Origin of the sequence: Sanguibacter antarcticus, from assembly GCF_002564005.1 — a bacterium.
GTDB lineage: Bacteria > Actinomycetota > Actinomycetes > Actinomycetales > Cellulomonadaceae > Sanguibacter > Sanguibacter antarcticus.
The window spans coordinates 277534-301378 of sequence record NZ_PDJG01000001.1; the positions used below are offsets into that span (position 1 = coordinate 277534).

Here is a 23845-nt window from a genome sequence, read left to right on the forward strand (position 1 = left end):
GGGCGACGCCGTTCTGGCGCCGTCGCAAGGTCCTGTGATGGTCGCGTCAGCCGACCGAGCGCCAGATGCGGGCGTGCTCGAGGGCGCTGCGCTCCCACGTGAACTCCGCCGCACGCAACCGGGCCGCCTCCACCATGAGCGCGATCTGCGGGTCGCCGCTCGTCGCCCACACGACGCCGTCCGCGATGTCGGCCGCGGTCGGCTCCACGAGGATGCCCGCGTGCCCGACCACCTCTGGCAACGAGCTCGTCGCCGCGGCGACGACCGGCGTCCGCGCAGCCATCGCCTCGAGCGCAGGCAGCCCGAAGCCCTCGTGGAGGGACGGGACCACCACGGCGACCGCACCCGCGACGAGACCAGGGACCGACGCCGCGGGCACGCGCCCCACGAGACGTGTCCCGGCCAGACCAGCGAACAGCCGGGTCCGGTCGGGATGCTCCGGACCGGAGAGCACGAGCGTGAGCTCCGGTCGCGCCGACCGGATCGCCGGCCACGCCTCAGCGAGCGCCGCGAGATTCTTGCGACGCGACGCGCCGCCCGCATGGAGCACGTAGGGCCCGCGCACGCCGAGCGACGCGATGTACGCCGACGGGATCCTGTCGGCGTCGAAGAACTCCTGGTTCACACCGTTGTAGACGACGTGCGGCTCATCGATGCCGAGCAGCTCGACCGCCTCGTGCGCACTGAAGCGGGACACGCAGATGACGGCGGCCGCACGGCGGGCCTCTTCGGCCGCCGCGCGGACGGGTCGCGACTCGTCGGGAAAGCGCCACGCGACGACGTCGTGGATCGTCAGGATCTCGCGCTCCGGTGCGGGGGGCAGCATGAGGTCCATGCGGTGCACCACGGCGTCGCGCGGATAGAGCAGCCGGCCGGCGACGGCGCGCACCCGCGCCGAGGCGTTGCCCAGATAGCCCAGGGGGAGGCGCGCTGTCCCCGAGAGCGGCGACCGCAGCGAGCGCACGACGGTGTGGTCCACCCGCCACGGCTGCTCCGTCGAGAGGCCGGTCGACGAGCCCTCGTCCGCTGCGGTGCGCAGGGACTCGTCAGCGCGCGACGCGATCTCCTCCTGGTAGACCTGCGCACCCATGGGGGTGTCCACAGCGACGCGAGCCAGCACGATGTGGCCGACAGAGGGAGGAGTCACGGGACCACCAGTTCTCGGGTGCGTGCTGCAGGGGTGGCTGCGCGGGTGCCCGCGCAGGTCGAGAGACGGAGCCATCGACGTGCGGTGCTCGCTGTGCGAACATGCCCATCATGCCGGACAGCGACCCGTGCGGTCCGACACCAGCGGACGTCGTACAGGTGAGGGCGGGGTGATTCGGGTGCTGGTCGACAGCGAGCCGACGCGCACGGGCGCACGCCCCGTGCGCACCGTCCTCGTCGCGAGCTCGTTCGACCCGTACACGGGCGGCGTCGAAGAGCACACCCGGCGCGTCGCGGGGGTCCTCGCGAGGCTCGGTCACGGCGTCGAGGTGTGGACGGTCGACCGCGGTGAGCACCTGCGTCCGCGAACCGTCGACGGCGTCACGGTCCGCTACCTGCCGACACCGCTGCCTGCCCGGTCGGTCCGCGACGTCCTGACCTTCGCGGCCCGGCTGCCGTCCGCTGCGTGGCGCTGGGCAGGTGCGCTGCGCGCGTTCCGGCGAGCGCACGGCGGCCAGCCGGACGTCCTGCACGTCCAGTGCTTCGGCCCCAACGGCGTCTACGCCCTCGCGCTGCACCGCCTCGCCCGCGTGCCGCTCGTCGTCAGCTCGCACGGTGAGACGTTCGCCGACGACCACTCCGTCTTCGACGCCTCCCGGCTCGTGCCGTGGGCCCTGGGCGCCGCGATGGGTCGTGCACTTGCGGTCACCGGCTGCTCCCGGGTGGTGCTCGACGACCTCGCGCGCCGCTTCCCGCGCTGGGACGCGAGCGCAGCGTCGACCGTGCCGAACGGCGTCGACCTCACGGAACCCGGTGTCTGCTTGCCCGATGCCGATGCCGATGCCGATGCCGATGCCGATGCAGGTGCTGCTGCCGAGCGCTCGGTCGTGCTCGCCGTCGGGCGGCTCCAGCGCGTCAAGGGCTTCGACCTCCTCGTGCGGGCTTTCGCTGCGGCGGCGGACGCGGGCCGAGTCCCGGTCGGCACCCGGTTGCGCATCGGCGGGGACGGCCCGGAGGACGGCTCGCTGCGGGCGCTCGCGGCGGAGCTGGGTATCGCGAACCGTGTGGACCTGCCGGGCCGGCTCGACCGGAGGCAGGTCGCGCAGGAGATGGCTCGGGCGACGCTCGTCGTCGTGCCGTCGCGCGCAGAGTCCTTCGGCATCACGGTGCTCGAGGCGTGGCGCGCGGGCGCGCCCGTCGTCGCGACGACGCGTGGTGGTCCTCCCGAGTTCGTCACGGAGGGCGAGACAGGCCTGCTCGTCGACCCGACCGACACCGACGCCCTGGCCGTCGCCCTCGGTCGGCTGCTCGACGACGCGGGCCTCCGGTGGCGCCTCGGACAGGCCGGCAACGCGCTCGTGCAGCGCGAGTACACGTGGGACCGGGTCGCCGGCCGCTACCTGGACCTCTACCGCACGGCGGGCTGACCGCTCGTGGCACAGAAATCTCTGGAGCCTGACGCGCCCGGGTCGTAGGCTCGGCGGCGCGCGTCCGGCGTCCACGAGGTCCCGCCGCCCCCCGTCACGAGAGCGAACCGATGACCCAGCCCCCAGCAGCCCCCGATCACCCCACACCCGATCACCCCACCTCCGACCACCCCACGCCCCAGCCCCCTGCGGCCCTCCCGCTCGCCGGGAGGACCGCCCTCGTCACGGGAGTCTCACGCCGTCGCGGGATCGGGTACGCGGTCGCCACCCGGCTCGCGGCGCTCGGCGCCAGCGTCGTCGTCCACCACTTCAGCCCGCACGACGCGGACCAGCCGTGGGGTGCCGACGATCTCGACGCCGTGCGGGCAGGGATCCGCGAGGCGCTCGTCGGCAGCGCCGTCATGGGCGACCGCAGCGCCGACCTGCGCGACCCGCACGCTGCCGTCGCGCTCGTCGACGAGGCCCACGCGCTCACCGGTCGTCTCGACATCCTCGTGTGCAACCACGCACGCAGCGGAGGCGACGGCTCCATCCTCGACATGACGGCCGACCGCCTCGACGCCTTCTGGGACGCCAACACGCGGTCGACCCTGCTGCTCACCCAGCGTTTTGCACAGCTGTGGAGCGGCGCTGCAGACCCGGTGGACCTCGATGCAGGCACGAGCACGGGTGCGAGCCCGACCCCGCCCGGGGGCCGCGCCCGCAGCGGTGTCCCCACGGACGAGCGTGCGACGGGACGAGTCTTCTGGATGACGTCCGGGCAGGGCGACGGGCCCATGCGCGGCGAGGTCGCCTACGTGACGAGCAAGGCCGCTCTCTCTGGTGCGACGGCGACGGTGGCGGCCGAGCTGCTCGAGCTCGGGATCGTCCTCAACACGATCAACCCTGGACCCGTGAACACGGGCTACCTCGACCCAGAGACCTCCGACCGGGACGTCAGCGACCTCGAGGTGCTCGTGAGCGCCACCCCGTTCGGTCGTTTCGGCCGTCCTGACGACCCGGCACGGCTCATCGGCTGGCTCGCCGGCGACGAAGGCGTCTGGGTCGTCGGTCAGGTCCTCACCACGGATGGCGGGATGCGGCTCTTCTACTGAGCGGGCCCGAGCGCGTCGAAGGCCTGCGCCACACCGTCGAGAGCGTGCGCGAGATCGTCGGGCTGAAGGGTGAACGGGATGCGCACATGGTGCTCGAGCCCCTGCCCGGTGGCAGAGAAGCTCGAGCCGGGAGCGAGCGCGATGCCGCGGCGCCCCGCTGCGAGCGCGAGCTCCGACGAGGCAGGGACCGGGAGCCGGCACCACAGCGACAGACCGCCCGGTGGTACCGGGACGTCCCAGCCGGGCAGGCGCTCGCGGGCGAACCGGACGGCGGTGTCGCGTGCGTCGCGCAGGTGGGCGCGCCTCTCGTCGCCGATCCCGGGCTGGTCGTGCAGGAGGGTGGCGAGGGCGAGCTGCTCGAGGACGGGGTCGGCGAGGCTCCCGGACAGGCGGGCTCGGGCGAGGTCGGCGACGGTGCGTCGTGACGCGCGGATCCAGCCCAGGCGCAGCCCGCCCCAGTAGGTCTTCGCTGCTGAGCCGACGAGCATCGCGCCGGAGCCGTGGCCGCCCACGGGGGAGGGCATCGGGAGGTCTTGGTCGAGGCGGATCTCGGCGAGGGTCTCGTCGGCGACGACCCGGATGCCGAGACGGCGGGCGCCGTCGACGAGGGCGGTGCGTGCGCTCTCGTCGAGCAGGCGTCCGGTGGGGTTGTGGAAGTCGGCGGTGACGAGGATGGCGACGGCGCCGGTCGTGCGTGCGGCGTCGAGGAGGGCGGGGACGTCGACCTCGGGGCTGTTCACGGGGACGCCGACGAGCCGTGCGCCGGCGAGCCGCAGCGCGGCGAAGACGTTCGGGTAGCCGGGGGTCTCGACGACGACGCGGCTCCCGGGGCGCACGAGGTGGCGGGCGAGGAGCGAGATCGCGTCGAGGGCGCCGGAGGTCACGAGGACGTTCTCCGGGTCGGTCGCCAGGCCTCGGCGGGTGTAGTCGTCGGCGATCGCGCGGCGCAGCACAGGCAGGCCCCCGGCGACGTAGCCGCTCCCGGCGGTGTACGACGGCAGGGCGTCGAGGGCGCTCCGGAGCGCCTCGAACACTCCGGGGGCGGCGGACGGGGCGGCGGAAGTGAGGTCGAGGGGCGTGTCGGTCGTGCGGTGCGACCCGCTCGTGGGGATCGGTTCGCGGGCGCGGGGCACGTCGTGGACGGGCAAGCGCACGACCCGGCCGGAGCCGCGTCGGGCGTCGAGGAAGCCGGTGTCCATGAGGTGGGAGAACGCGCGCACGATCGTCGTCCGGCTCATGCCGGACGCGGTGCTCAGTGCGCGCTCGCTCGGGAGGCGTGCTCCGGGGAGCACGCGGCCGTCGGCGACGAGGAGCGTGATGCGCTCGCTGAGCCACCGGTAAGCCGGTGTGCCCGGTTGTGCCGGACCGAGGAGCGCGCAGAGGGCGTCGGGGGAGATCCGGGGCTCGACCATAGGGTCCACTGTCGCACAGGTGGCTCTTTTTCAGGGTGCCACTGCGGGCTACCGTGACGCTATGACAACGGCCCGCACCCGTCCTCCAGCTCCCACGCTCCAGAATCTCTCGCCCCTCCAGCAGGTCCGTGCGGGCAGGATGACCCGTCGGCTCGCACAGCTCTTCGACGGGCTGACCCTCTACGGGGTGTCCATGGCGATGATGTTCCGCAGCGGCCTCGGCCTCAACCCCTGGGACGTGTTCCACGGAGGCGTCGCCCGGCACCTCCCGCTGTCGATGGGCACCATCGTCGTCCTCACGGCCGTGCTCGTGCTCGCCCTGTGGATCCCGCTGCGTCAGGCTCCAGGCCTCGGCACGGTCGCCAACGCCGTGTGGTTGGGGGTCGCGCTCGACCTCGCGCTCTGGGTGCTGCCCCAGGCCGACGCGCTCGCCGTCCAGGTGCCCCTGCTCCTCGGCGGGATCGTGCTCAACGGCCTCGCCGGCGCCCTGTACATCGGCTCCCAGCTCGGCCCGGGCCCGCGCGACGGGCTCATGACCGGGATCGCCCGCAAGACAGGAGGATCGCTGCGGGTCATCCGGACCGGGATCGAGGTCGTCGTCGTGGCCCTCGGATGGGTGCTCGGCGGGACGGTGGGGATCGGGACCATCCTCTACGCCCTGGCGATCGGTCCGCTCGTCCAGCGCTTCATGCCGTTCTGCATCGTCGTCGTCGACCCGCCCGCACCCCGTCGCGGGCAGGCACCGCGCGCTGTGGACGCATCACGCAGCCGTGCGCTCGGTGACCCGGTCGAGCACGTCGACGACGTGCGCGGCGATCTCGAGGGCAGCCGTCGCCGCGGGTGACGGTGCGTTGATGACGTGGACCTGGCGCGGTCCGCTGGCGAGGAGGAAGTCGTCGACGAGCCGTCCGTCCCGACCGAGGGCCTGCGCCCGGACACCCGAGGGGCTCGGGACGAGGTCGTTGCGAGAGATGCCAGGGACGAGCCGGGACAGGCTCTTCGCGAAGAGCGACCGGGACATCGAGCGCGCGACCTCGCGTGTCCCGGGCGCGACGTTCCGTGCCCCGAGGCGCCACAGCCCGGGCCAGCAGAGCGCGTCGGCGACGTCGCGCACGTCGACGTCGCGCCAGCGGTAGCCCTCGCGGGCGAGGGCCCACACCGCGTTGGGTCCGGCGTGCACCCCGCCGTGCACCATCGTCGTGAGGTGCACGCCGAGGAACGGGAAGCGCGGGTCCGGGACGGGGTAGACGAGGCCGTTCACGAGCCCGGCCGCCTCGGGCGCGAGCTCGAAGTACTCGCCGCGGAACGGCACGATGCGCGCGCCGGGCTCGACACCGCAGGCGCGGGCGAGCCGGTCCGCGTGCAGCCCGCCGCAGACGACGAGGGAGTCGGCGGCGGTCTCCCGTGGCTCGCCGTCCTGCACGAACGTCACGCGCAGCGGCTGCGACGCGTCGGACGGCGACCGGGCCGAGACGAACGCACGGCCGAGGAGCACCTCGCCGCCAGCGTCCTGGACCGCACGGGCCAGGGCTCGGCAGACGGCCGGGTAGTCGACGATCCCGGTGCTCTCGACGTGCAGCGCAGCGACGCACGCGACCTCCGGCTCGATCTCGCGCGCCTCGGCGGCGCTGACGAGGCGTGCCGGGACGCCGTTCGCTGCTGCACGCTCCGCGAGGACCGTCAGCCGCGGGAGCTCGTCTGGCGTCACGGCCACGACGAGCTTGCCCGTGGTGCGGACTGCGACACCGTGCTCGGCCGCGAACGCCGTCATCGACGCCGCACCTGCCGTGCCGAGCGTCGCCTTGAGGCTCCCGGGCGGGTAGTACAGGCCGGAGTGGATGACGCCGGAGTTGCGCCCCGTCTGGTGCGCGGCGAGCTCTGGCTCCTTCTCCAGGACGGTCACCCTGTCCCCGCGCCCGGCCAGCCGTGCAGCCGTCGCGAGCCCGACGATCCCTGATCCGACCACCACCACGTGTGCCATGCGATCGAGCGTACTCAGCGCGATCTCGGCCGCCAGAGGATGCGGGGTGACTCTCGGGGTGGTCCTGCACGGCGCAGCCGCTCGCGCTGCGTGCCGCTGTCGGAGTCCCGTCGTACTGTAGGTCCACAGCCCGGCTCACTCGTGATCCGGGCCCGTCTGCGTCCCCGCACCTGTCGAAGGAACCATGAATCTCACGGGAGTCCTCTCTGCCCTCCTCGCCGACGACGGCGCCCGCGCAGCGGTCGAGCGCGTCGCGTCGCGCGGCTTCCTCGACGTCGTCGGCCCGGTCGGGGTCCGTCCGCCGCTGCTCGCCGCGATGGCTGGTTCGCGCTCGAGCGATGGTCCCGTCCCGCTCAGCGGCGTCCCCGGCTCGCGCCCGCTCGTCGTCATCACGGCGACCGGTCGTGAGGCGGACGAGCTCGCGAGCGCCCTGCGCTGCTACCTGCCCTACGACGACGTCGCCGTGCTCCCGGCGTGGGAGACCCTGCCGCACGAGCGGCTGTCCCCGCGCTCGGACACCGTCGCGCGGCGTCTCGCCGTCTTCCGCCGGCTCGCCCACCCGTCAGCCGACGGCGGGATGACCGGCGAGGTCCGGGTGCTCGTCATGCCGGTGCGTGCGCTCCTGCAGCCGGTCGTCGAGGGCCTCGGGGACCTCGAGCCCGTCCGCCTAGAGACGCGCGACCACGCCGACCTCTCGGCCGTCGCCGACCAGCTCGCCGCTGCCGCCTACGCGCGCGTCGACATGGTCGAGCGGCGGGGCGAGTACGCGGTGCGCGGAGGGATCCTCGACGTGTTCCCGCCCACCGAGGAGCACCCGCTGCGGGTGGAGTTCTGGGGCGAGGAGGTCGAGGAGATCCGCTGGTTCGCCGTCGCCGACCAGCGCAGCCTCGAGGTCGCCGACCACGGTGTGTGGGCACCGCCGTGCCGCGAGATGCTCCTCACCGACTCGGTGCGCGACCGCGCGGCCGCGCTCGTCGAGCAGCTTCCCGGTGCGGAGGAGATGCTCACGAAGATGGCGGCCGGCATCGCGGTCGAGGGCATGGAGTCCCTCGCCCCCGTGCTCGTCGACTCGATGGTCTCGGTCCTCGACCTCGTGACCGACGACGCCCTCGTGGTGCTCTCCGAGCCTGAGAAGGTCCGCCGCCGTGCGTTCGACCTCGTCTCGACGACCGAAGAGTTCCTCGCCGCTGCCTGGACGGGCGCGGCCGCCGGCGGCACGTCACCCATCAACCTCGGGGCTGCGTCCTTCGCGACCATCGAGGAGGTCCGGGACATCGCTGCGCGCCGGGGCCTCGGATGGTGGACGTTGTCGTCGTTCGGTCTCGACGACCCGGCCGCCGGCGACGAGCCGGAGGGCGCGACGCCGAGCTTCGCGCACATGGACGGTGCCGAGACGCTCCGCATCGCGGCGCGAGACGTCGAGAGCTATCGCGGCGACGTGCAGCGCGCGCTCGACGACATCCGCGGGCTGCAGCTCGCCGGCTGGCGGCTCGTCCTGACCACCGAGGGCCACGGCCCGGCCAAGCGGATGGTCGAGCAGCTCAGCGCTGCCGAGACGCCGGCGAGGCTCGTCGGCGAGATCGGCGCAGACCCTGAGGGCGGCGTCGTCCTCGTCACCCCGGCGCCCGTCGGTCCCGGGTTCGTCGCGCCCGAGCTCCGCCTCGCCGTCTTCTCCGAGTCCGACCTCACCGGCCGCGCCGGGTCGTCGACCCGCGAGATGCGCAAGATGCCGTCGAAGCGCCGCAACGTCGTCGACCCGCTCCAGCTGCGCACGGGAGACTTCGTCGTCCACGAGCAGCACGGCGTCGGTCGCTTCGTCGAGCTCGTGCAGCGCACGCTCGGTGCTGGTGCCAACGCGGCGACGCGCGAGTACCTCGTCGTCGAGTACGCCGCGTCGCGCAAGAACCACCCCGGCGACCGTCTCTACGTCCCCACCGACCAGCTCGACCAGGTGACGAAGTACACCGGCGGGGAGTCGCCGTCTCTCAACAAGATGGGCGGCTCCGACTGGGCCAAGACGAAGGGCCGGGCCAAGAAGGCGATCAAGGAGATCGCGGGCGAGCTCATCCGGCTCTACTCGGCGCGCATGGCGACCAAGGGCCACGCGTTCTCGGGCGACACCCCGTGGCAGCGTGAGCTCGAGGACGCGTTCGCGTACGTCGAGACGCCGGACCAGCTCGCGACGATCGACGAGGTCAAGGGCGACATGGAGAAGACCGTGCCGATGGACCGCCTCGTGTGCGGTGACGTCGGCTACGGCAAGACGGAGATCGCCGTGCGCGCCGCGTTCAAGGCGGTCCAGGACGGCAAGCAGGTCGCTGTCCTCGTGCCGACGACGCTCCTCGTCCAGCAGCACTACGACACCTTCTCCGAGCGGTACGCGGGCTTCCCTGTCGTCGTCAAGGGGCTCTCCCGGTTCCAGACGGACAAGGAGGCCAAGGCCGTCATCGACGGCCTCGCCGAGGGGACCGTCGACGTCGTCATCGGCACGCACCGCCTCCTCGCAGGCTCGATCCGCTTCAAGGACCTCGGCCTCGTCGTCGTCGACGAGGAGCAGCGCTTCGGCGTCGAGCACAAAGAAAAGCTCAAGCAGCTGCGCACCAACGTCGACGTCCTCGCGATGAGCGCGACGCCCATCCCGCGCACCCTCGAGATGGCCGTGACCGGCATCCGAGAGATGTCGACGCTCGCGACGCCGCCCGAGGAGCGCCACCCGATCCTCACGTACGTCGGTGCGTACGACGAGCGCCAGATCACGGCCGCGATCCGGCGCGAGCTGCTGCGCGAGGGCCAGGTCTTCTACGTCCACAACAAGGTCGAGTCGATCGACCGGGCCGCCGCACGCCTGCACGAGCTCGTCCCGGAGGCACGGATCGAGGTGGCGCACGGCAAGATGGGCGAGCACCAGCTCGAGCGCGTCATCATGGACTTCTGGGAGAAGAAGTTCGACGTCCTCGTGTGCACGACGATCATCGAGACCGGCCTCGACATCTCCAACGCGAACACGCTCATCCTCGAGCGCGCCGACATGCTCGGGCTCTCCCAGCTCCACCAGCTGCGCGGCCGCGTCGGTCGTGGCCGGGACCGTGCCTACGCGTACTTCCTCTACCCGCCGGAGCGCCCGCTCACCGAGACCGCGCACGACCGGCTCGCGACGATCGCCGCGAACACGGACCTCGGTGCGGGCATGGCCGTGGCGCTCAAGGACCTCGAGATCCGTGGGGCCGGGAACCTGCTCGGTGGTGAGCAGTCCGGGCACATCGCCGGGGTCGGCTTCGACCTGTACATCCGGATGGTGGGGGAGGCCGTCGCCGGCTTCCGCGGCGAGGTCGAGGAGGAGGCCCCGGAGGTCACCATCGAGCTGCCGGTCGACGCCCACCTGCCCCACGACTACATCGCGCACGAGCGGCTGCGCCTCGAGGCGTACCGCAAGATCGCGGCCGCCCAGACGGCGAAGGAGCTGGACGACATCCGTGCCGAGCTCGTCGACCGCTACGGGCCGGTGCCAGAGATGGTGGCGAACCTCTTCGACGTCGCGGCGTTCCGCAACCACGCGCGGGCTGCGGGCCTCGCCGACGTGACGTCGCAGGGGAAGGTCGTGCGCTTCGCTCCCGTGGACCTGCCCGAGTCGGCACAGCTGCGGCTCAAGCGCCTCTACCCCGGCACGCTCGTCAAGCCGACGACCCGGACCATCCTCGTGCCGTTCCCCACGACGGGCCGGATCGGTGGCCGGCCGCTGCGCGGTGCGGAGATCCTCGCGTGGAGCACGCAGCTCATCGACGCGGTCATCTCGGGAGACGTCTCGGCGGCGGCGAAGGTCGGCACGCGGGGCTGACCGTCTGGCGGGCTCGGCCTGCTCGTCCCGGCGGGGCCGTGGGGCTCGCACGCGGGGACCCACCGGGCCAGGGCAAAAAAGAAGACGACGCGTGCCGCGCAGGGGGGCAGTGGCACGCGCCGTCATAGAGAAGTGTGTCGCTTCACATACCCAGAGTCAATGTGAGTCGAAGATTGTCACCCGGGCGTGACCTTCAGAACCTGGTCCCGTCGCGGTGGGGGCTGTAGGTCCTGCCCCTGTCCGGCCCGGGCGCGAGATCATGATCTGGACACCGGTCGAAGAACTGTACGGTGACCGCACGCAGCACCCTGTCCTGGCCTTCGGCGCCGGCGGCACGGGACGCACCATCAACGAGGAGGCTCGATGAGGATCGGCATCCCCCGGGAGACACGTCCCGGGGAACGGCTCGTCGCCGCAACACCCACCACCGTGGCTCAGCTCGTCAAGCTCGGCTACGACGTCGTCGTCGAAGCCGGCGCGGGCGCCGAGGCGAGCTTCTCCGACACCGCCTACCGCGAGTCGGGCGCCGCGATCGGCGACGCTGCGACCGCGTGGAGCAGCGACGTCGTCACGTGCGTCAACGCACCAGACGACGCGTCGGTCGCCCAGCTCCGTCCAGGCGCCACCATCGTGGCGATGATGGCCCCCGCAGCGCACCCCGAGCGCGTCGCAGCCTTCGCCGAGCGCGGAGTGAGCGCGCTCGCGCTCGACGCCGTGCCGCGCATCTCGCGCGCGCAGGCGCTCGACGTGCTCAGCACCATGTCCAACGTCGCCGGGTACCGCGCCGTCATCGAGGCGGCCGAGGTCTACGGCGGCATGTTCACCGGACAGGTGACCGCAGCGGGCAAGACCGCCCCGGCCAAGGTCTTCGTCATCGGCGGCGGCGTCGCCGGCCTCGCAGCGATCGGCGCTGCCGGCAGCCTCGGCGCCCAGGTCCGTGCCTTCGACGTCCGCCCCGAGGCGGGCGAGCAGATCGAGTCGATGGGCGCCCAGTTCGTCCAGGCGCAAGCCGCCCAGCAGGCGGTCTCGTCGGACGGCTACGCCCAGGAGATGACGTCCGAGCAGGAACGGCTCACTGCCGTCATGTACGCGGAGGAGAGCGCCCACGCGGACATCGTCATCACGACCGCACTCGTGCGCGGCGCCGCTCCACGCACCCTCACGGCCGCGATGGTCGCCGCGATGCGACCAGGAAGCGTCATCGTCGACCTCGCCGCCTCCGGCGGAGGCAACTGCGAGCTGACGGTCCCCGGGTCCACGATCGTCACCGACAACGGTGTGACGATCGTCGGGTACACCGACCTCACGAGCCGCCTGCCCAAGCACACGTCGCAGCTCTTCGGCACCAACATCGTCAACCTCATGAAGCTCCTCACCCCAGACGCCGACGGCCAGGTGGTCCTCGACATGGAGGACGTGGTCCAGCGCGGCATGACCGTCACGCTCGCCGGCGAGGTCCTCTGGCCACCACCGCCGGTGCAGGTCTCGGCCGTGCCGGCCGGAGCGCCCGTCGAGGTCGCACCCACCGTCGACCCGGCCGTGCGTGCGCTCGAGGAGAAAGAAGCCGCTCGCCGAGCCGGCCAGCGCAAGCTCGTCGGCTACGGGCTCGGTGCTGTCCTTCTCGGGCTCTCGGTCGCCTTCTCTCCTGCGGCGTTCGCCGGCTACTTCACGGTGTTCGTCCTCGCGGTGTTCGTCGGCTACTACGTCATCTCCCAGGTGAGCCACTCGTTGCACACGCCGCTCATGGCGCAGACGAACGCCATCTCGGGGATCATCCTCGTCGGCGCGCTCCTGCAGCTCGGCAACGACAGCTGGTGGGTCACGTCGCTCGCCTTCGTGGCAGCGAGCGTCGCCAGCATCAACATCTTCGGTGGCTTCCTCGTCGCCTACCGCATGATCTCCATGTTCCGGAAGGATGCCTGACATGACGCTTGCCTCCCTCGCGCAGGCCGTGTACGTCATCGCGGCCATCCTCTTCATCCTCAGCCTGGCCGGCCTGTCCAAGCAGACGACCGCCCGACGCGGAGCGCTCTTCGGCATGACCGGAATGATCCTGGCGCTCGGCGCCACGATCGCGCTCAGCCTCGACAGCTCCGAGCGTCCGCCCCTCGTGACCGCGATCCTCATCGCGCTCGTCCTCATCGTCGGAGCGTCGCTCGGCACCTGGCAGGCTCGCCGCGTCGAGATGACCCAGATGCCGGAGATGATCGCGATGCTGCACAGCTTCGTCGGACTCTCGGCCGTGCTCGTCGGCGTGAACTCCTACCTCACCGAGGCGCACGCCGACCCGGTCCACCTCGTCGAGGTGTTCCTCGGGATCTTCATCGGCGCGATCACCTTCACCGGCTCGATCGTCGCCTACCTCAAGCTCTCCGCACGGATCAAGTCCTCGCCGCTCAAGCTTCCCGGCCGCAACATGCTCAACCTCGGCGGGCTCCTCGTGAGCGCCGCACTCATGGCCTGGTTCCTCACGAGCCCCTCGATCGTGCCGCTCCTGCTCCTCATCGTCGTGTCGCTCGCGATCGGCTGGCACCTCGTCGCGTCCATCGGCGGCGGAGACATGCCCGTCGTCGTCTCCATGCTCAACTCGTACTCAGGATGGGCTGCCGCCGCGGCCGGGTTCATGCTCAGCAACAACCTGCTCATCATCGTCGGCGCCCTCGTCGGGTCCTCCGGCGCGATCCTGTCCTACATCATGTGCACCGCCATGAACCGGTCGTTCGTCTCGGTCATCCTCGGCGGATTCGGCTCAGACGACGGCGCACCCGCCGGCGACGGTGACGCCACGGACTACGGCGAGCACCACGAGACCACCGCCGTCGAGGTCGCAGAGATGCTCACCGAGGCACGCACCGTCGTCATCACGCCCGGGTACGGCATGGCCGTCGCCAAGGCGCAGTACCCCGTCGCCGACCTCGTCTCGCGGCTGCGGGCACGGGGTGTCGACGTCCGGTTCGGCGTCCACCCGGTCGCCGGCCGCCTCCCCGGGCACATGAACGTGCTCCTCGCGGAAGCCAAGGTCCCGTACGACATCGTGCTCGAGATGGACGAGATCAACGACGACCTGGCCACGACCGACGTCGTCCTCGTCATCGGCGCCAACGACACGGTCAACCCCGCAGCCCTCGACGACCCGAGCTCCCCGATCGCCGGGATGCCGGTCCTCGAGGTGTGGAAGGCGAAGCAGGTGGTCGTCTTCAAGCGGTCGATGGCCACCGGCTACGCCGGTGTGCAGAACCCGTTGTTCTTCAAGGACAACACCGCGATGCTCTTCGGCGACGCCAAGCAGCGCGTCGACGACATCGTCGCTGCGCTCGCGGAGGTTCCTGCTCCGGTGCGCTGACGGCCGGTCGAGACGGGCCCCGCCGGGCCCGTCTCGACGGCGCGTGCGGCCTGCGCACCGGCGTGCAGGTCTGAGACCATGAACCACATGGCGCAGGATCCGCACGACCTCTTCCCCGGCAGGCACTTCATCAGCACCGTCCTCGACGCGCTGGACACGAAGACGGAGCTCTCGGGTGCTCTCGCACGCCGCTATCTGCAGCGTGCGGCGATGGCGGGCATCATCATCGGTGTCCTGTACGTGACGAACTACTCGGTCATCGCGGCGTTCGACGCGGTCGACCACGGGGAGGGCGCGCTGCGGCCGATCGGTCGGATCGTCGGGGCGCTCGCCTTCGGCTGGGCCCTCGTCTTCATCTACTACTCGAAGTCCGAGCTGCTCACCTCGAACATGATGATCGTGTCGATCGGCGCCTACTACCGCCGGACGAGCTGGAGCAAGGCCCTGCGGATCCTCGGGCTGTGCTTCGCCGGCAACGCCGTCGGTGGGTTGCTCGTCGCGCTCATGATCCGGTTCAGCACCCTGACGGAGGGGGTGCCGATGGAAGAGATGGTCGCGTCTGTCGAGCACAAGACGGCGTTCATCAGCGAGGGCGCCGCAGGCTGGGGCGACCTGTTCGTCCGGGCGATCCTCTGCAACTTCCTCATCAACCTCGCGATGCTCCTCGTGTACAACGGGCTCATCAAAGACGACCTCACGAAGAGCCTCGTGATGATCGTGGCCGTCTTCATGTTCGCCTTCCTCGGGCTCGAGCACTCGGTCGCGAACACCGTCCTGTTCACCGTGGTGGGTCTGCACGAGGGGATCGACGTGGGACTCGCGGCGGCCAACGTCGGCATCGCCCTGCTCGGGAACTTCCTCGGTGGCGGGGTGCTCATCGGCTTCTACTACGCCTACGTCAACGACGGTGCGCAGTACCTCGAGCGCCGCTCCTCCGTGGAGGAGTGAGCCTCGCAGCACCCCAGACAGCACCCGAGACAGGACACCTGACGGGCGCGCCCGGCCGCACGCGAGGCCCGGACAGCCCCGGTCAGCTCGGCTGGGGAGCCGGAACCTGTGCGCCTTCGCGCGGGAAGAGCCGCTCCACGACGTCCGCGAGCGTGACGACTCCTCGGAGCGCGTCCCCGTGCGTGATGACCGCAAGGTGGTTGCGCGTCTCGCGCATCATCGTCAGCGCCGCATAGACGGGCGTCGAGCCGTCGAGCGTGAAGACCGGCCGGGCGATGTCGCGCGCGGCGCGGTCGCTGGGTTCGGCGAGCGTGTCGCGGACGTGGACCACGCCGAGGATCGTCTCCTCGTCCCCGACGAGGAGACGCAGGTGGCCGGTGGCGAGCGTGGCGTCCTGGACGTCGGTCATCGTGCTGTCGGCCGCGACGAACGCGGGGTTGGCGCCAGGGCCGACGAGGTCTGCGAGCGTGAGGGTCTGGAGCTCGAGCGCGCCGGAGAGCTGGGCGTAGTAGGCGGGATCGAGGGCGCCGACGTTCGCAGAGTGCTCCAGCAGGTGACGCAGGTCGTCGGGAGTCTGGCCGCTGGCGACCTGGGTGGCGGGCTCGACGCCCACGCGCTGCAGGCACCAGTCGGCTGACGCGTTGAGGGCGCGCAGCAACGGTCGGGTGAGCGCCATGAACCCGCGCATCGGGATGGCCAGGAGGGTGGCTGACCGCTCGGGGTGCGCGATCGCCCACGACTTGGGGGCCATCTCGCCGACGACGAGGTGCAAGAACGTGACGATGGCGAGCGCGAGCGCGAACCCGGCGGCGTCGGCGGCCCACGCGGCGGCGCCCCAGGTCTCGAACACCGGCGTGAGCCAGTGGTGCACGGCGGGCTTGGTGACGGCACCGAGCGCCAGCGTGCAGATCGTGATGCCGAGCTGGGACCCGGCGAGCAGGAGCGTGAGCTCGGACGCGCTGCGCAGCGCGGCTCGGGCGGCCTTGCTGTGGGTCGCGGCGTCCTCGAGGCGGTGCCGCTTGGCGGCGAGGAGCGCGAACTCGATCGCGACGAAGAAGGCGCTGGACGCGATGAGCACGGCCGTGATGCCGAGGACGATCCACGGGTTGCTCATCGGTCTGTCTCCTGGGTGTGGGCGAGGGCGTCGTCGGCCGGCGCGAGGTCGGGGTCGGGCGGAGGGCTGGCCACGAGGGTCACCCGGACGAGCGAGGGCACGTGCCGGTCGACCGTGAGGACGTCCACGTGCATCGTGACGGTCGCCGGGACGTCGGTCCGCACGAGGTCTGCTGGGTCGGGTGGGAGCGGGACGAGCACGCTGGTCCCGGCGCGGGGGAACGCGCCGTGGTGGGCGACGACGAGCCCGGCGACGGTCTCGTAGTCGCCGTGGGGCAGGTCGTGGCCGATGGTCCGCTCGACCTCGTCGACGTGCACGTCGCCGGCCATGACCCACGTGCCGTCGTCGGTCGAGGGGGCGACGGTCGGTGCGGCGGGGTCGTGCTCGTCGGTGATCTCCCCGACGATCTCTTCGGCCAGGTCTTCGAGCGTGAGGACGCCGGCGAGCCCGCCGTGCTCGTCGATGACGCAGGCGAGGTGGTCGTGGGAGCCGGCGATCTCGCGCAGCGCGTCTGGGAGCGCCATCGTCGTTGGCAGGACGGTCGCGGTCCGCATGATCGTCGCGGTCGTGGAGTCGTCAGCGCGGGGGAGCGCGAGGACGTCGGCAAGGTGCACGACGCCGACGACGAGCTCGTCGTCGAGCACGGGGTACCGGGAGTGGCCTGTGCTCATGAGCGCGCGGAGCCCGGCGACGGTGAGGTCGGGGTGGACGACGTCGACGCGGGAGCGGGGGATCATGGCGTGCTCTACGTCGCGGCCGGGGAAGTCGAGGATGCGGTCGAGGAGCACCGAGAGGTCGGCGGGCAGGTCACCGCTGGCACGTGACTCGGCGACGATGTGCTCGAGGTCTCGTGCTGTCGCCGAGTGCTCGAGGTCGTGGACGGGCTCGATCCCGAGGGCGCACAGCAGCACGTTGGAGGCGTGGTCGAACACGGCGACGAGCCACCCGAAGGTGCGCAGGTACAGGGTCGTGGACCGGGAGAGCCACAGTGCGACCGGCTCTGGCCGGGCGATCGCGAGGTTCTTGGGGAAGAGCTCGCCGAAGAGCATCTGGACGATGGTGGAGAACACGAGCGCGAGGACGGTGCCGACGGCGATGCCGACCCCGGTGGGCACACCGACCCCGCCCAGCCCCTCGCCGAGAGACTCGCCGATGAGCGGTTCGGCGACGTAGCCGACGAGGAGACCCGTGACGGTGATGCCGAGCTGGGCGCCGGAGAGCATGAAGGACGTCCGTCGCGTCACGCCGAGCGCCCGTTCGGCGCCGGTGTCGCCAGCCTCTGCTTTGGCGGCGAGCCGTGAGCGGTCGACGGCCATGAACGCGAACTCCTGCGCCACGAAGTATCCGGTCACCGCCGTGATGGCGAGGACCACGACGACGCCGAGAAGGAGCGTGAGGACCCACATCAGAAGGCACCTCGCGTGGCAGGTCGATCGGGTCTCGGTATGTGGGGGCTCGTCGTGCTGCGGTCCATCGTTCTCCATGTCGTATGGCGGGGTCCCATGGTCAACGTCTCTCCGTCGTCGATCGTTCCAGTGTGCCGCGTGTCCGCGCGGACGCCCGCTGGCGCAGAGAATGCAACGCCTTGCAACCCTTGCGCAGACCTTGCAACGGGGATAGTGTCCATGTTTGTCGCGATACGCGACGGTGTCACGACGACGTGCCACCGAACCTGCTCGGCCTCCGGCTCTCGGGGCAGGGCACGTTCTGCCGACGATGGAGGAACTCGATGACGAGACAACTCATGGCTGCCCCGCGCTCGCGCGGACGTTCGAACCACTGGTCGGTCCGCAGATGGTCGACCCAGAGCACCGCACTCCTGACGGCGGGAGCCCTCGCCGCCTCAGCGCTCCTGGGCGGTGCGCTCACCCCGCTCGCACCGGCTTCCGCCGCCCCGATGGCGACCGTCCAGCCGGCGGTCGCGTCCCCCGTCCTCACATCGCCGGTCCTCGTGTCCGCGGCACCGACGGTGCCTGGCCGCGGCAACACGGCAGTGAACATGTTCCAGTGGACGTGGAACGCGATCGCGAGCGAGTGCACCTCGACGCTCGGGCCGGCGGGCTACGCGTACGTCCAGACCTCTCCGCCGCAGGAGCACATCCGTGGCACCGCCTGGTGGACGTCCTACCAGCCGGTGAGCTACAAGCTGGAGTCGAAGCTCGGTACGCGGACGGAGTTCAAGGCGATGGTCGACACCTGCGACGCAGCGGGCGTCAAGATCATCGCGGACACCGTCATCAACCACATGACCGGCGCGGACGGCGGCAGCGGCACCGGCTTCGCCGGCACGCCGTACGGGATCGAGAGCTTCCCCGGCCCCGACGGCGGGTACGGCCCGAACGACTTCAACGACTGCAAGACCAACATCTCCAACTACAGCGACCGCTACCAGGTCCAGAACTGCCGCCTCGTCTCGCTGCAGGACCTCAAGACGGGGTCCGACTACGTCCGCAGCGAGATCGCCGCATACCTCAACGACATGATCAACCTCGGTGTCGTCGGCTTCCGTATCGACGCGGCTAAGCACATCCCGGCGGGCGACCTCGCGGCGATCAAGGGCAAGCTCACCAACCCGAACGTCTTCTGGGTCCACGAGGTCATCGGCGCTGCGGGCGAGCCCATCCAGCCGTCGGAGTACCTCGGCAGCGGGGACTCGCACGAGTTCAACTACGCACGCACGCTCAAGAGCCGCTTCGACGGTCGGATCGCCGACCTCCGGTCGATCTCCAACGGTCTGCTCGCCTCCGACCGCGCCGGGGTCTTCGTGGACAACCACGACACAGAGCGCAACGGCGAGACCATGAACTACAAGTGGGGAGCGAAGTACAAGCTCGCGAACGTCTTCATGCTGGCCTACCCCTACGGCTGGCCCACCGTCTACACGGGCTACACCTTCTCCGACAAGGACGCAGGCGCCCCGCAGCAGGGCGACGGTCAGGTCATCGACGCGAGCTGCTCGAACACGGCGACGTGGACCTGCGCGCACCGGTGGCCCGAGATCAAGAACATGGTCGGCTTCCGGACCGCTGTCGGCACCGAGGCTGTGACGAGCTGGTGGGACAACGGGAACAACCAGATCGCCTTCGGTCGTGGCTCGAAGGGGTACGTGGCGATCAACAACGAGGCGAGCGCCGTCACCCGGACGTTCCAGTCGTCGCTCCCTGCCGGCACCTACTGCGACGTCGTCGCAGGTGACGGTTGCACCAAGACCGTCTCCGTGAACGGCTCCGGTCAGCTCACGGCGACCATCCCCGCGTACGGGGCGCTGGCGCTGCACGTCGGGGCGCTCAGCGGTGGCACGGGAGGACCGGGAGACCCGGACCCGGCGACAAAGCTTGCGGTGTACTACTCGACGAACAAGGGATGGTCGGCGTACAACGTGCACTACAAGGTCGGGTCGGGCGCGTGGACCACGGTCCCGGGCAAGGCGATGTCAGCGGCGTGCACGGGATGGGTCTCGACGACGATCGCGACGTCGGGCGCTACCGTGACGGCGGCGTTCAACAACGGGTCCGGCACGTGGGACAACAACGGCTCGAAGGACTACACGCTCACGGGCGCGACGGCCGCGGTCAAGGACGGGACGGTGACGACGACCGATCCCTGCGCCTGATCCTCTAGACGGCCGGTCCCGTGCAGACGGGGCCGGCCGTGCTTCGATGGGCGCATGCCGCAGACACCCCGGACCATGTCCGTGAACGCTTCCCGCCCGTTCGACGACCTCGTCGCGGTGATGGACCGGCTCCGGTCCCCGGGAGGCTGCCCGTGGGACGCCGCGCAGACTCACGCGTCGCTCGCCAGGCACGCCCTCGAGGAGGCCTACGAGCTCGTCGAGACGCTCGAGACCGACGACCGGGCCGGGATGCGCGAGGAGCTCGGTGACCTCCTGCTCCAGGTCGTCTTCAACGCCCGCGTCGCCCACGAGCACGAGCGCGAGCCCTTCGGGATCGACGACGTGGTGCGCGACCTCACGGCCAAGCTCGTCCGCAGGCACCCGCACGTCTTCGCCGACGAGACGTACGTCGACGACGCGAGCCTGACCGCCCGCTGGGACGCGATCAAGCAGGAAGAGAAGGCGCGCACGTCGTGCCTCGACGGAGTCCCGCTCGCGCAGGGTGCACTCTCGCGGGCGCAGAAAGTCCTCTCGCGCGCTGGTCGTGCAGGCCTCGCCCCGACGGCAGCGCTGTCCCTCGGCGTGGTGGTCGGCGACGGTGCTGCGGACGTCGGAGCAGCGCTCCTCGAGCTCGTGCGCCACGCTGCGGCGGTCGGCGTCGACGCCGAAGGGGCGTTGCGCGAGGCGTCGCGTCAGGTGGAAGCGCAGGTCAGAGAGGCAGAAGAAGGACAACGCGCAGCGAGTGCACACGGAGCGGGTGAGGCGAGGGTGAAATAGCGGGCTAGCCCGCGACCCGGCGCTCGGGCCCGGGGTGATCTTGGTGTGGTCTGTTCCGAGATGTCTGGCGCGAGGCCCGTGTCCGGATCCACGATCGAGACGTGTCCAGGCCCAGTGGTACGTGTCAGAGGTGTCGGCGATGAACGCATCCCGCCACCGTCTCGGAGGTTCCCTCCCCGACCAGCGCCCGCCGACCCTCGTCGACGGTTCTCAGGCGGTGCGCCCCGTCTCGCTCCTGGCGCCTGCGCCAGCCGCGCCTGCCCCGGCTCTCGAGACGACCCGCCCTGCCACGGTGCACGCGGTCGGTGGCACCGTCGAGTGGGCCCGGCTCCACCGGCTGCGCCTCGTCGTCCTCGACGCGGTCCTCGTCGGTGTCGCCCTGACGTTCGCGTACGTCGCCCGTGTGGCGCTCGGGTTCCCCGGCGGCGACGTCGTCGTCCCGACGTCGTCCTACGTCCTCATCACCGTCGTCCTCGGGCCGGCGTGGCTGGTCGCGCTCACCGTAGAGAAGTCGCGGGACCGGCGGATCGTGGGGGTCGGTCTCACCGAGTACCGGCGGGTGTTCCAGGGCACGTGGAAGTTTTTCGCGATGGTCGCGGTCATCTCCTACCTCGTCCGGTTCGACCTCGCACGGGGGTACGTCGCGGTCGCGATGCCGGTCGGTATCGCGCTCCTGCTCGGTGGTCGGTATCGCGCCCGGGCCTGGTTGCGTCAGCACCGCGAGGCGGGGGAGTGCATGTCGCCCCTGGTGGTCGCGGGGTCACGGACGGGGGTCGAGGACCTCATCACCGAGCTCACGGCGAACCCGTGCGCCGGCTACCTCGTCGTCGGAGCGTGCATCCCGGACGGCGACCGCTGCCTGGGCGAGCTCGTGGCGGGTGTCGCCGTCCTCGGTGACGTCCTCGACATCCCCGCAGCAGCCCGGGCGACGGGCGCCAGGAGCGTCGCGGTCGGCGGGTGCGACTCGCTCACGTCGAGCGTCGTGCAGAACCTCGGGTGGGAGCTGGAGACGACAGGCACCGAGCTCATCGTCGCTCCGGGGCTCGTCGACGTCGCAGGGCCTCGGGTCGTCATGAGCCCGGCTGAAGGGCTCTCGCTCGTCCACGTGGACGCCGCGTGCTTCTCCGGGGTGAAGTATCTCGTGAAGTCCTGCGTCGACTGGCTCCTCGCGCTCGTGGCGCTCGTCGTCTTGGCGGTCCCTCTCCTGGTCGTCGCTGCGGCTGTCAAGGCGACGAGCGCAGGCCCCGTCTTCTACCGTCAGGAACGCATCGGCCGCGACGGCCGACCGTTCATGATGCTCAAGTTCCGGTCGATGCGTTCCGGCGCAGACCGAGAGGTGGCGGTTCTCGCCGACCGCAACGAGGCTGCCGGCCCGCTGTTCAAGATCCACGACGATCCCCGGGTGACGGCGATCGGCACGTACATGCGGCGCTACAGCGTCGACGAGCTCCCGCAGTTCCTCAACGTGCTCCGCGGGGACATGAGCCTGGTCGGCCCGCGTCCCCAGCTGCCGTGCGAGGTCGCCCAGTACGACGGTCACGCTGCGCGCAGGCTGCGGGTCAAGCCTGGGATCACGGGTCCGTGGCAGGTGAGCGGGCGCTCGGACCTCGAGTGGAAGGTGGGCTTGCGCAAAGACGTCTACTACACGGAGAACTGGACCGTGTTCAGCGACTTCCTCATCCTGGCCCGAACGCTGAAGGCTGTCACGGCGCACAAAGGCGCCTACTGACGAGCTGTTCGTCTGGTGTCCACCGCCCGTAGGCCGAACATCCCGACCGCCCCACGGTGCTTCGCACTAGGCTTGGGTGGTAATCCCCCAAAGTCTGAGAAGGAGCAACTGTGGCCAGCATCGAAGTTGTGTACGCACGTGAGATCCTCGATTCGCGCGGAAACCCGACCGTCGAGGTCGAGGTCGTGCTCGACGACGGCTCGACGGCACGTGCAGGCGTCCCGTCCGGCGCGTCGACCGGTGCGTTCGAGGCTTCCGAGCGTCGTGACGGCGACAAGGGTCGCTACCTCGGCAAGGGCGTCCAGCAGGCTGTCGACGCCGTCAACGAAGAGATCGCCCCCGAGCTCATCGGCCTCGAGGCCGAAGAGCAGCGCGAGGTCGACGCGACGCTCATCGAGCTCGACGGAACGCCCAACAAGAGCAAGCTCGGCGCCAACGCGATCCTCGGTGTCTCGCTCGCCGTCGCGCACGCAGCAGCCGACTCTGCTGGCCTCGAGCTCTTCCGCTACATCGGTGGCCCGAACGCCCACGTCCTGCCCGTCCCGATGATGAACATCCTCAACGGTGGGTCGCACGCCGACTCCAACGTCGACATCCAGGAGTTCATGGTCGCCCCGATCGGCGCCACGACGTTCCGCGAGGCGCTGCGCACCGGCGCCGAGGTCTACCACTCCCTCAAGTCCGTCCTCAAGAGCGAGGGCCTGTCGACCGGCCTCGGTGACGAGGGTGGCTTCGCGCCGAACCTCTCGAGCAACCGTGCCGCGCTCGACCTCATCCTCGTCGCGATCGAGAAGGCCGGCTTCAAGCCGGGCGTCGACGTGGGCCTCGCGCTCGACGTCGCAGCGACGGAGTTCTTCAAGGATGGCGCGTACCAGTTCGAGGGCAAGGCCACGAGCCCGGCCGAGATGGTCGAGTACTACAACCAGCTCGTCGCCGACTACCCCCTCGTCTCCATCGAGGACCCGCTGTCCGAGGACGAGTGGACCAGCTGGTCTGACCTCGTCACCCTCGTCGGCGACAAGGTGCAGATCGTCGGTGACGACCTCTTCGTCACGAACCCTGAGCGTCTGGCCCGCGGCATCAAGGAGCGCTCGGCCAACTCGCTCCTCGTCAAGCTCAACCAGATCGGTACCCTCACGGAGACGCTCGACGCCGTGCAGCTCGCGCAGCGTGCCGGCTTCACCGCGATGGTCTCCCACCGTTCGGGCGAGACCGAGGACACGACGATCGCGGACCTGTCCGTCGCGGTCAACGGTGGTCAGATCAAGACGGGTGCTCCTGCCCGTGGCGAGCGCATCAACAAGTACAACCAGCTCCTGCGCATCGAGGAGAGCCTCGGCGACTCGGCACGCTACGCCGGTGCGTCGGCGTTCCCGCGCTGGAACGCGTGACTCGGTCCTGACCGACTGAGCGACGGCTGATCAGC

General features: G+C 70.8%; 16 protein-coding genes. 11 read left to right on the forward strand and 5 right to left on the reverse strand.

The window, feature by feature from the left end; translation table 11 throughout:
• Window positions 1-46 precede the first annotated feature (46 nt).
• A complete protein-coding gene (locus ATL42_RS01290) occupies window positions 47-1147 on the reverse strand; it encodes a glycosyltransferase (RefSeq protein WP_245861964.1) in 1101 nt (366 codons plus the stop codon).
• 178 nt (window positions 1148-1325) lie between these two features.
• Between ATL42_RS01290 and ATL42_RS01295 the strand changes: the two genes are divergently transcribed.
• Entirely contained in the window at window positions 1326-2573 is a 1248-nt protein-coding gene (locus tag ATL42_RS01295) for a glycosyltransferase family 4 protein (protein WP_169925309.1), read from the forward strand.
• Window positions 2574-2683: 110 nt separating this feature from the next.
• Complete coding sequence (locus tag ATL42_RS01300; protein WP_098453804.1) at window positions 2684-3667, forward strand: SDR family oxidoreductase; 984 nt, start codon at window positions 2684-2686, stop codon at window positions 3665-3667.
• Here ATL42_RS01300 and yczR read toward each other — a convergent pair.
• Complete coding sequence (gene yczR, locus ATL42_RS01305; RefSeq protein WP_098453805.1) at window positions 3661-5079, reverse strand: MocR-like transcription factor YczR; 1419 nt, start codon at window positions 5077-5079, stop codon at window positions 3661-3663. The genes ATL42_RS01300 and yczR overlap by 7 nt on opposite strands.
• 61 nt (window positions 5080-5140) lie before the next feature.
• Between yczR and yczE the strand changes: the two genes are divergently transcribed.
• The gene (gene yczE, locus ATL42_RS01310) at window positions 5141-5923 is read left to right on the forward strand and encodes a membrane protein YczE (protein ID WP_245861966.1); all 783 of its coding nucleotides are present in this window, start codon (window positions 5141-5143) and stop codon (window positions 5921-5923) included.
• Here yczE and lhgO read toward each other — a convergent pair.
• On the reverse strand, window positions 5840-7060 hold the full coding sequence (gene lhgO / locus ATL42_RS01315; RefSeq protein ID WP_098453806.1) for an L-2-hydroxyglutarate oxidase: 1221 nt from the start codon (window positions 7058-7060) through the stop codon (window positions 5840-5842). The two genes, yczE and lhgO, sit on opposite strands and share 84 nt — an antisense overlap.
• A 184-nt stretch (window positions 7061-7244) precedes the next feature.
• On the opposite strand from lhgO, the gene mfd reads away from it, so the two are divergent.
• The 4 genes from mfd (at window position 7245) to ATL42_RS01335 (ending at window position 15186) form a co-directional block, all read left to right on the forward strand.
• Window positions 7245-10895 carry a transcription-repair coupling factor gene (mfd, locus tag ATL42_RS01320; protein ID WP_098453807.1) on the forward strand — a complete coding sequence of 1217 codons (3651 nt, stop codon included), beginning with the start codon at window positions 7245-7247 and terminating at the stop codon, window positions 10893-10895.
• A 363-nt stretch (window positions 10896-11258) separates the two neighbouring features.
• Window positions 11259-12818 carry a Re/Si-specific NAD(P)(+) transhydrogenase subunit alpha gene (locus tag ATL42_RS01325; RefSeq protein WP_098453808.1) on the forward strand — a complete coding sequence of 520 codons (1560 nt, stop codon included), beginning with the start codon at window positions 11259-11261 and terminating at the stop codon, window positions 12816-12818.
• Between the two features lies 1 nt (window position 12819).
• Entirely contained in the window at window positions 12820-14238 is a 1419-nt protein-coding gene (gene pntB / locus ATL42_RS01330; protein ID WP_098453809.1) for a Re/Si-specific NAD(P)(+) transhydrogenase subunit beta, read from the forward strand.
• An 87-nt stretch (window positions 14239-14325) separates the two neighbouring features.
• Window positions 14326-15186, forward strand: coding sequence for a formate/nitrite transporter family protein (locus ATL42_RS01335; RefSeq protein ID WP_098453810.1), 861 nt, complete (start codon window positions 14326-14328; stop codon window positions 15184-15186).
• 82 nt (window positions 15187-15268) lie between these two features.
• Here the strand turns inward: ATL42_RS01335 and ATL42_RS01340 are convergent, their stop codons facing one another.
• Window positions 15269-16300: a CNNM domain-containing protein gene (locus tag ATL42_RS01340; protein ID WP_098453811.1), complete on the reverse strand. Its 1032-nt coding sequence runs from the start codon at window positions 16298-16300 to the stop codon at window positions 15269-15271.
• Complete coding sequence (locus ATL42_RS01345) at window positions 16297-17706, reverse strand: hemolysin family protein (protein WP_211281762.1); 1410 nt, start codon at window positions 17704-17706, stop codon at window positions 16297-16299. The genes ATL42_RS01340 and ATL42_RS01345 overlap by 4 nt, the downstream gene beginning before the upstream one ends.
• A 323-nt stretch (window positions 17707-18029) precedes the next feature.
• On the opposite strand from ATL42_RS01345, the gene ATL42_RS01350 reads away from it, so the two are divergent.
• From ATL42_RS01350 to eno, 4 genes are all read left to right on the forward strand, one after another.
• A complete protein-coding gene (locus ATL42_RS01350) occupies window positions 18030-19913 on the forward strand; it encodes a carbohydrate binding domain-containing protein (protein WP_245861968.1) in 1884 nt (627 codons plus the stop codon).
• 54 nt (window positions 19914-19967) lie between these two features.
• Window positions 19968-20690 carry a nucleoside triphosphate pyrophosphohydrolase gene (locus tag ATL42_RS01355; RefSeq protein ID WP_245861970.1) on the forward strand — a complete coding sequence of 241 codons (723 nt, stop codon included), beginning with the start codon at window positions 19968-19970 and terminating at the stop codon, window positions 20688-20690.
• Between the two features lie 139 nt (window positions 20691-20829).
• A complete protein-coding gene (locus ATL42_RS01360) occupies window positions 20830-22419 on the forward strand; it encodes a sugar transferase (RefSeq protein ID WP_143556669.1) in 1590 nt (529 codons plus the stop codon).
• Between the two features lie 110 nt (window positions 22420-22529).
• Window positions 22530-23810 carry a phosphopyruvate hydratase gene (gene eno / locus ATL42_RS01365; RefSeq protein ID WP_098453813.1) on the forward strand — a complete coding sequence of 427 codons (1281 nt, stop codon included), beginning with the start codon at window positions 22530-22532 and terminating at the stop codon, window positions 23808-23810.
• Window positions 23811-23845: the final 35 nt, after the last annotated feature.

Bases quoted from the DNA above. Each gene is read 5' to 3' on its own strand.
- ATL42_RS01300 (WP_098453804.1), top strand. From the start codon at position 2,684: ATGACCCAGCCCCCAGCAGCCCCCGATCACCCCACACCCGATCACCCC.
- yczR (WP_098453805.1), bottom strand. From the start codon at position 5,079: ATGGTCGAGCCCCGGATCTCCCCCGACGCCCTCTGCGCGCTCCTCGGT.
- yczE (WP_245861966.1), top strand. From the start codon at position 5,141: ATGACAACGGCCCGCACCCGTCCTCCAGCTCCCACGCTCCAGAATCTC.
- lhgO (WP_098453806.1), bottom strand. From the start codon at position 7,060: ATGGCACACGTGGTGGTGGTCGGATCAGGGATCGTCGGGCTCGCGACG.
- mfd (WP_098453807.1), top strand. From the start codon at position 7,245: ATGAATCTCACGGGAGTCCTCTCTGCCCTCCTCGCCGACGACGGCGCC.
- ATL42_RS01325 (WP_098453808.1), top strand. From the start codon at position 11,259: ATGAGGATCGGCATCCCCCGGGAGACACGTCCCGGGGAACGGCTCGTC.
- pntB (WP_098453809.1), top strand. From the start codon at position 12,820: ATGACGCTTGCCTCCCTCGCGCAGGCCGTGTACGTCATCGCGGCCATC.
- ATL42_RS01335 (WP_098453810.1), top strand. From the start codon at position 14,326: ATGGCGCAGGATCCGCACGACCTCTTCCCCGGCAGGCACTTCATCAGC.
- ATL42_RS01340 (WP_098453811.1), bottom strand. From the start codon at position 16,300: ATGAGCAACCCGTGGATCGTCCTCGGCATCACGGCCGTGCTCATCGCG.
- ATL42_RS01345 (WP_211281762.1), bottom strand. From the start codon at position 17,706: ATGTGGGTCCTCACGCTCCTTCTCGGCGTCGTCGTGGTCCTCGCCATC.
- ATL42_RS01350 (WP_245861968.1), top strand. From the start codon at position 18,030: ATGACGAGACAACTCATGGCTGCCCCGCGCTCGCGCGGACGTTCGAAC.
- ATL42_RS01355 (WP_245861970.1), top strand. From the start codon at position 19,968: ATGCCGCAGACACCCCGGACCATGTCCGTGAACGCTTCCCGCCCGTTC.
- ATL42_RS01360 (WP_143556669.1), top strand. From the start codon at position 20,830: ATGAACGCATCCCGCCACCGTCTCGGAGGTTCCCTCCCCGACCAGCGC.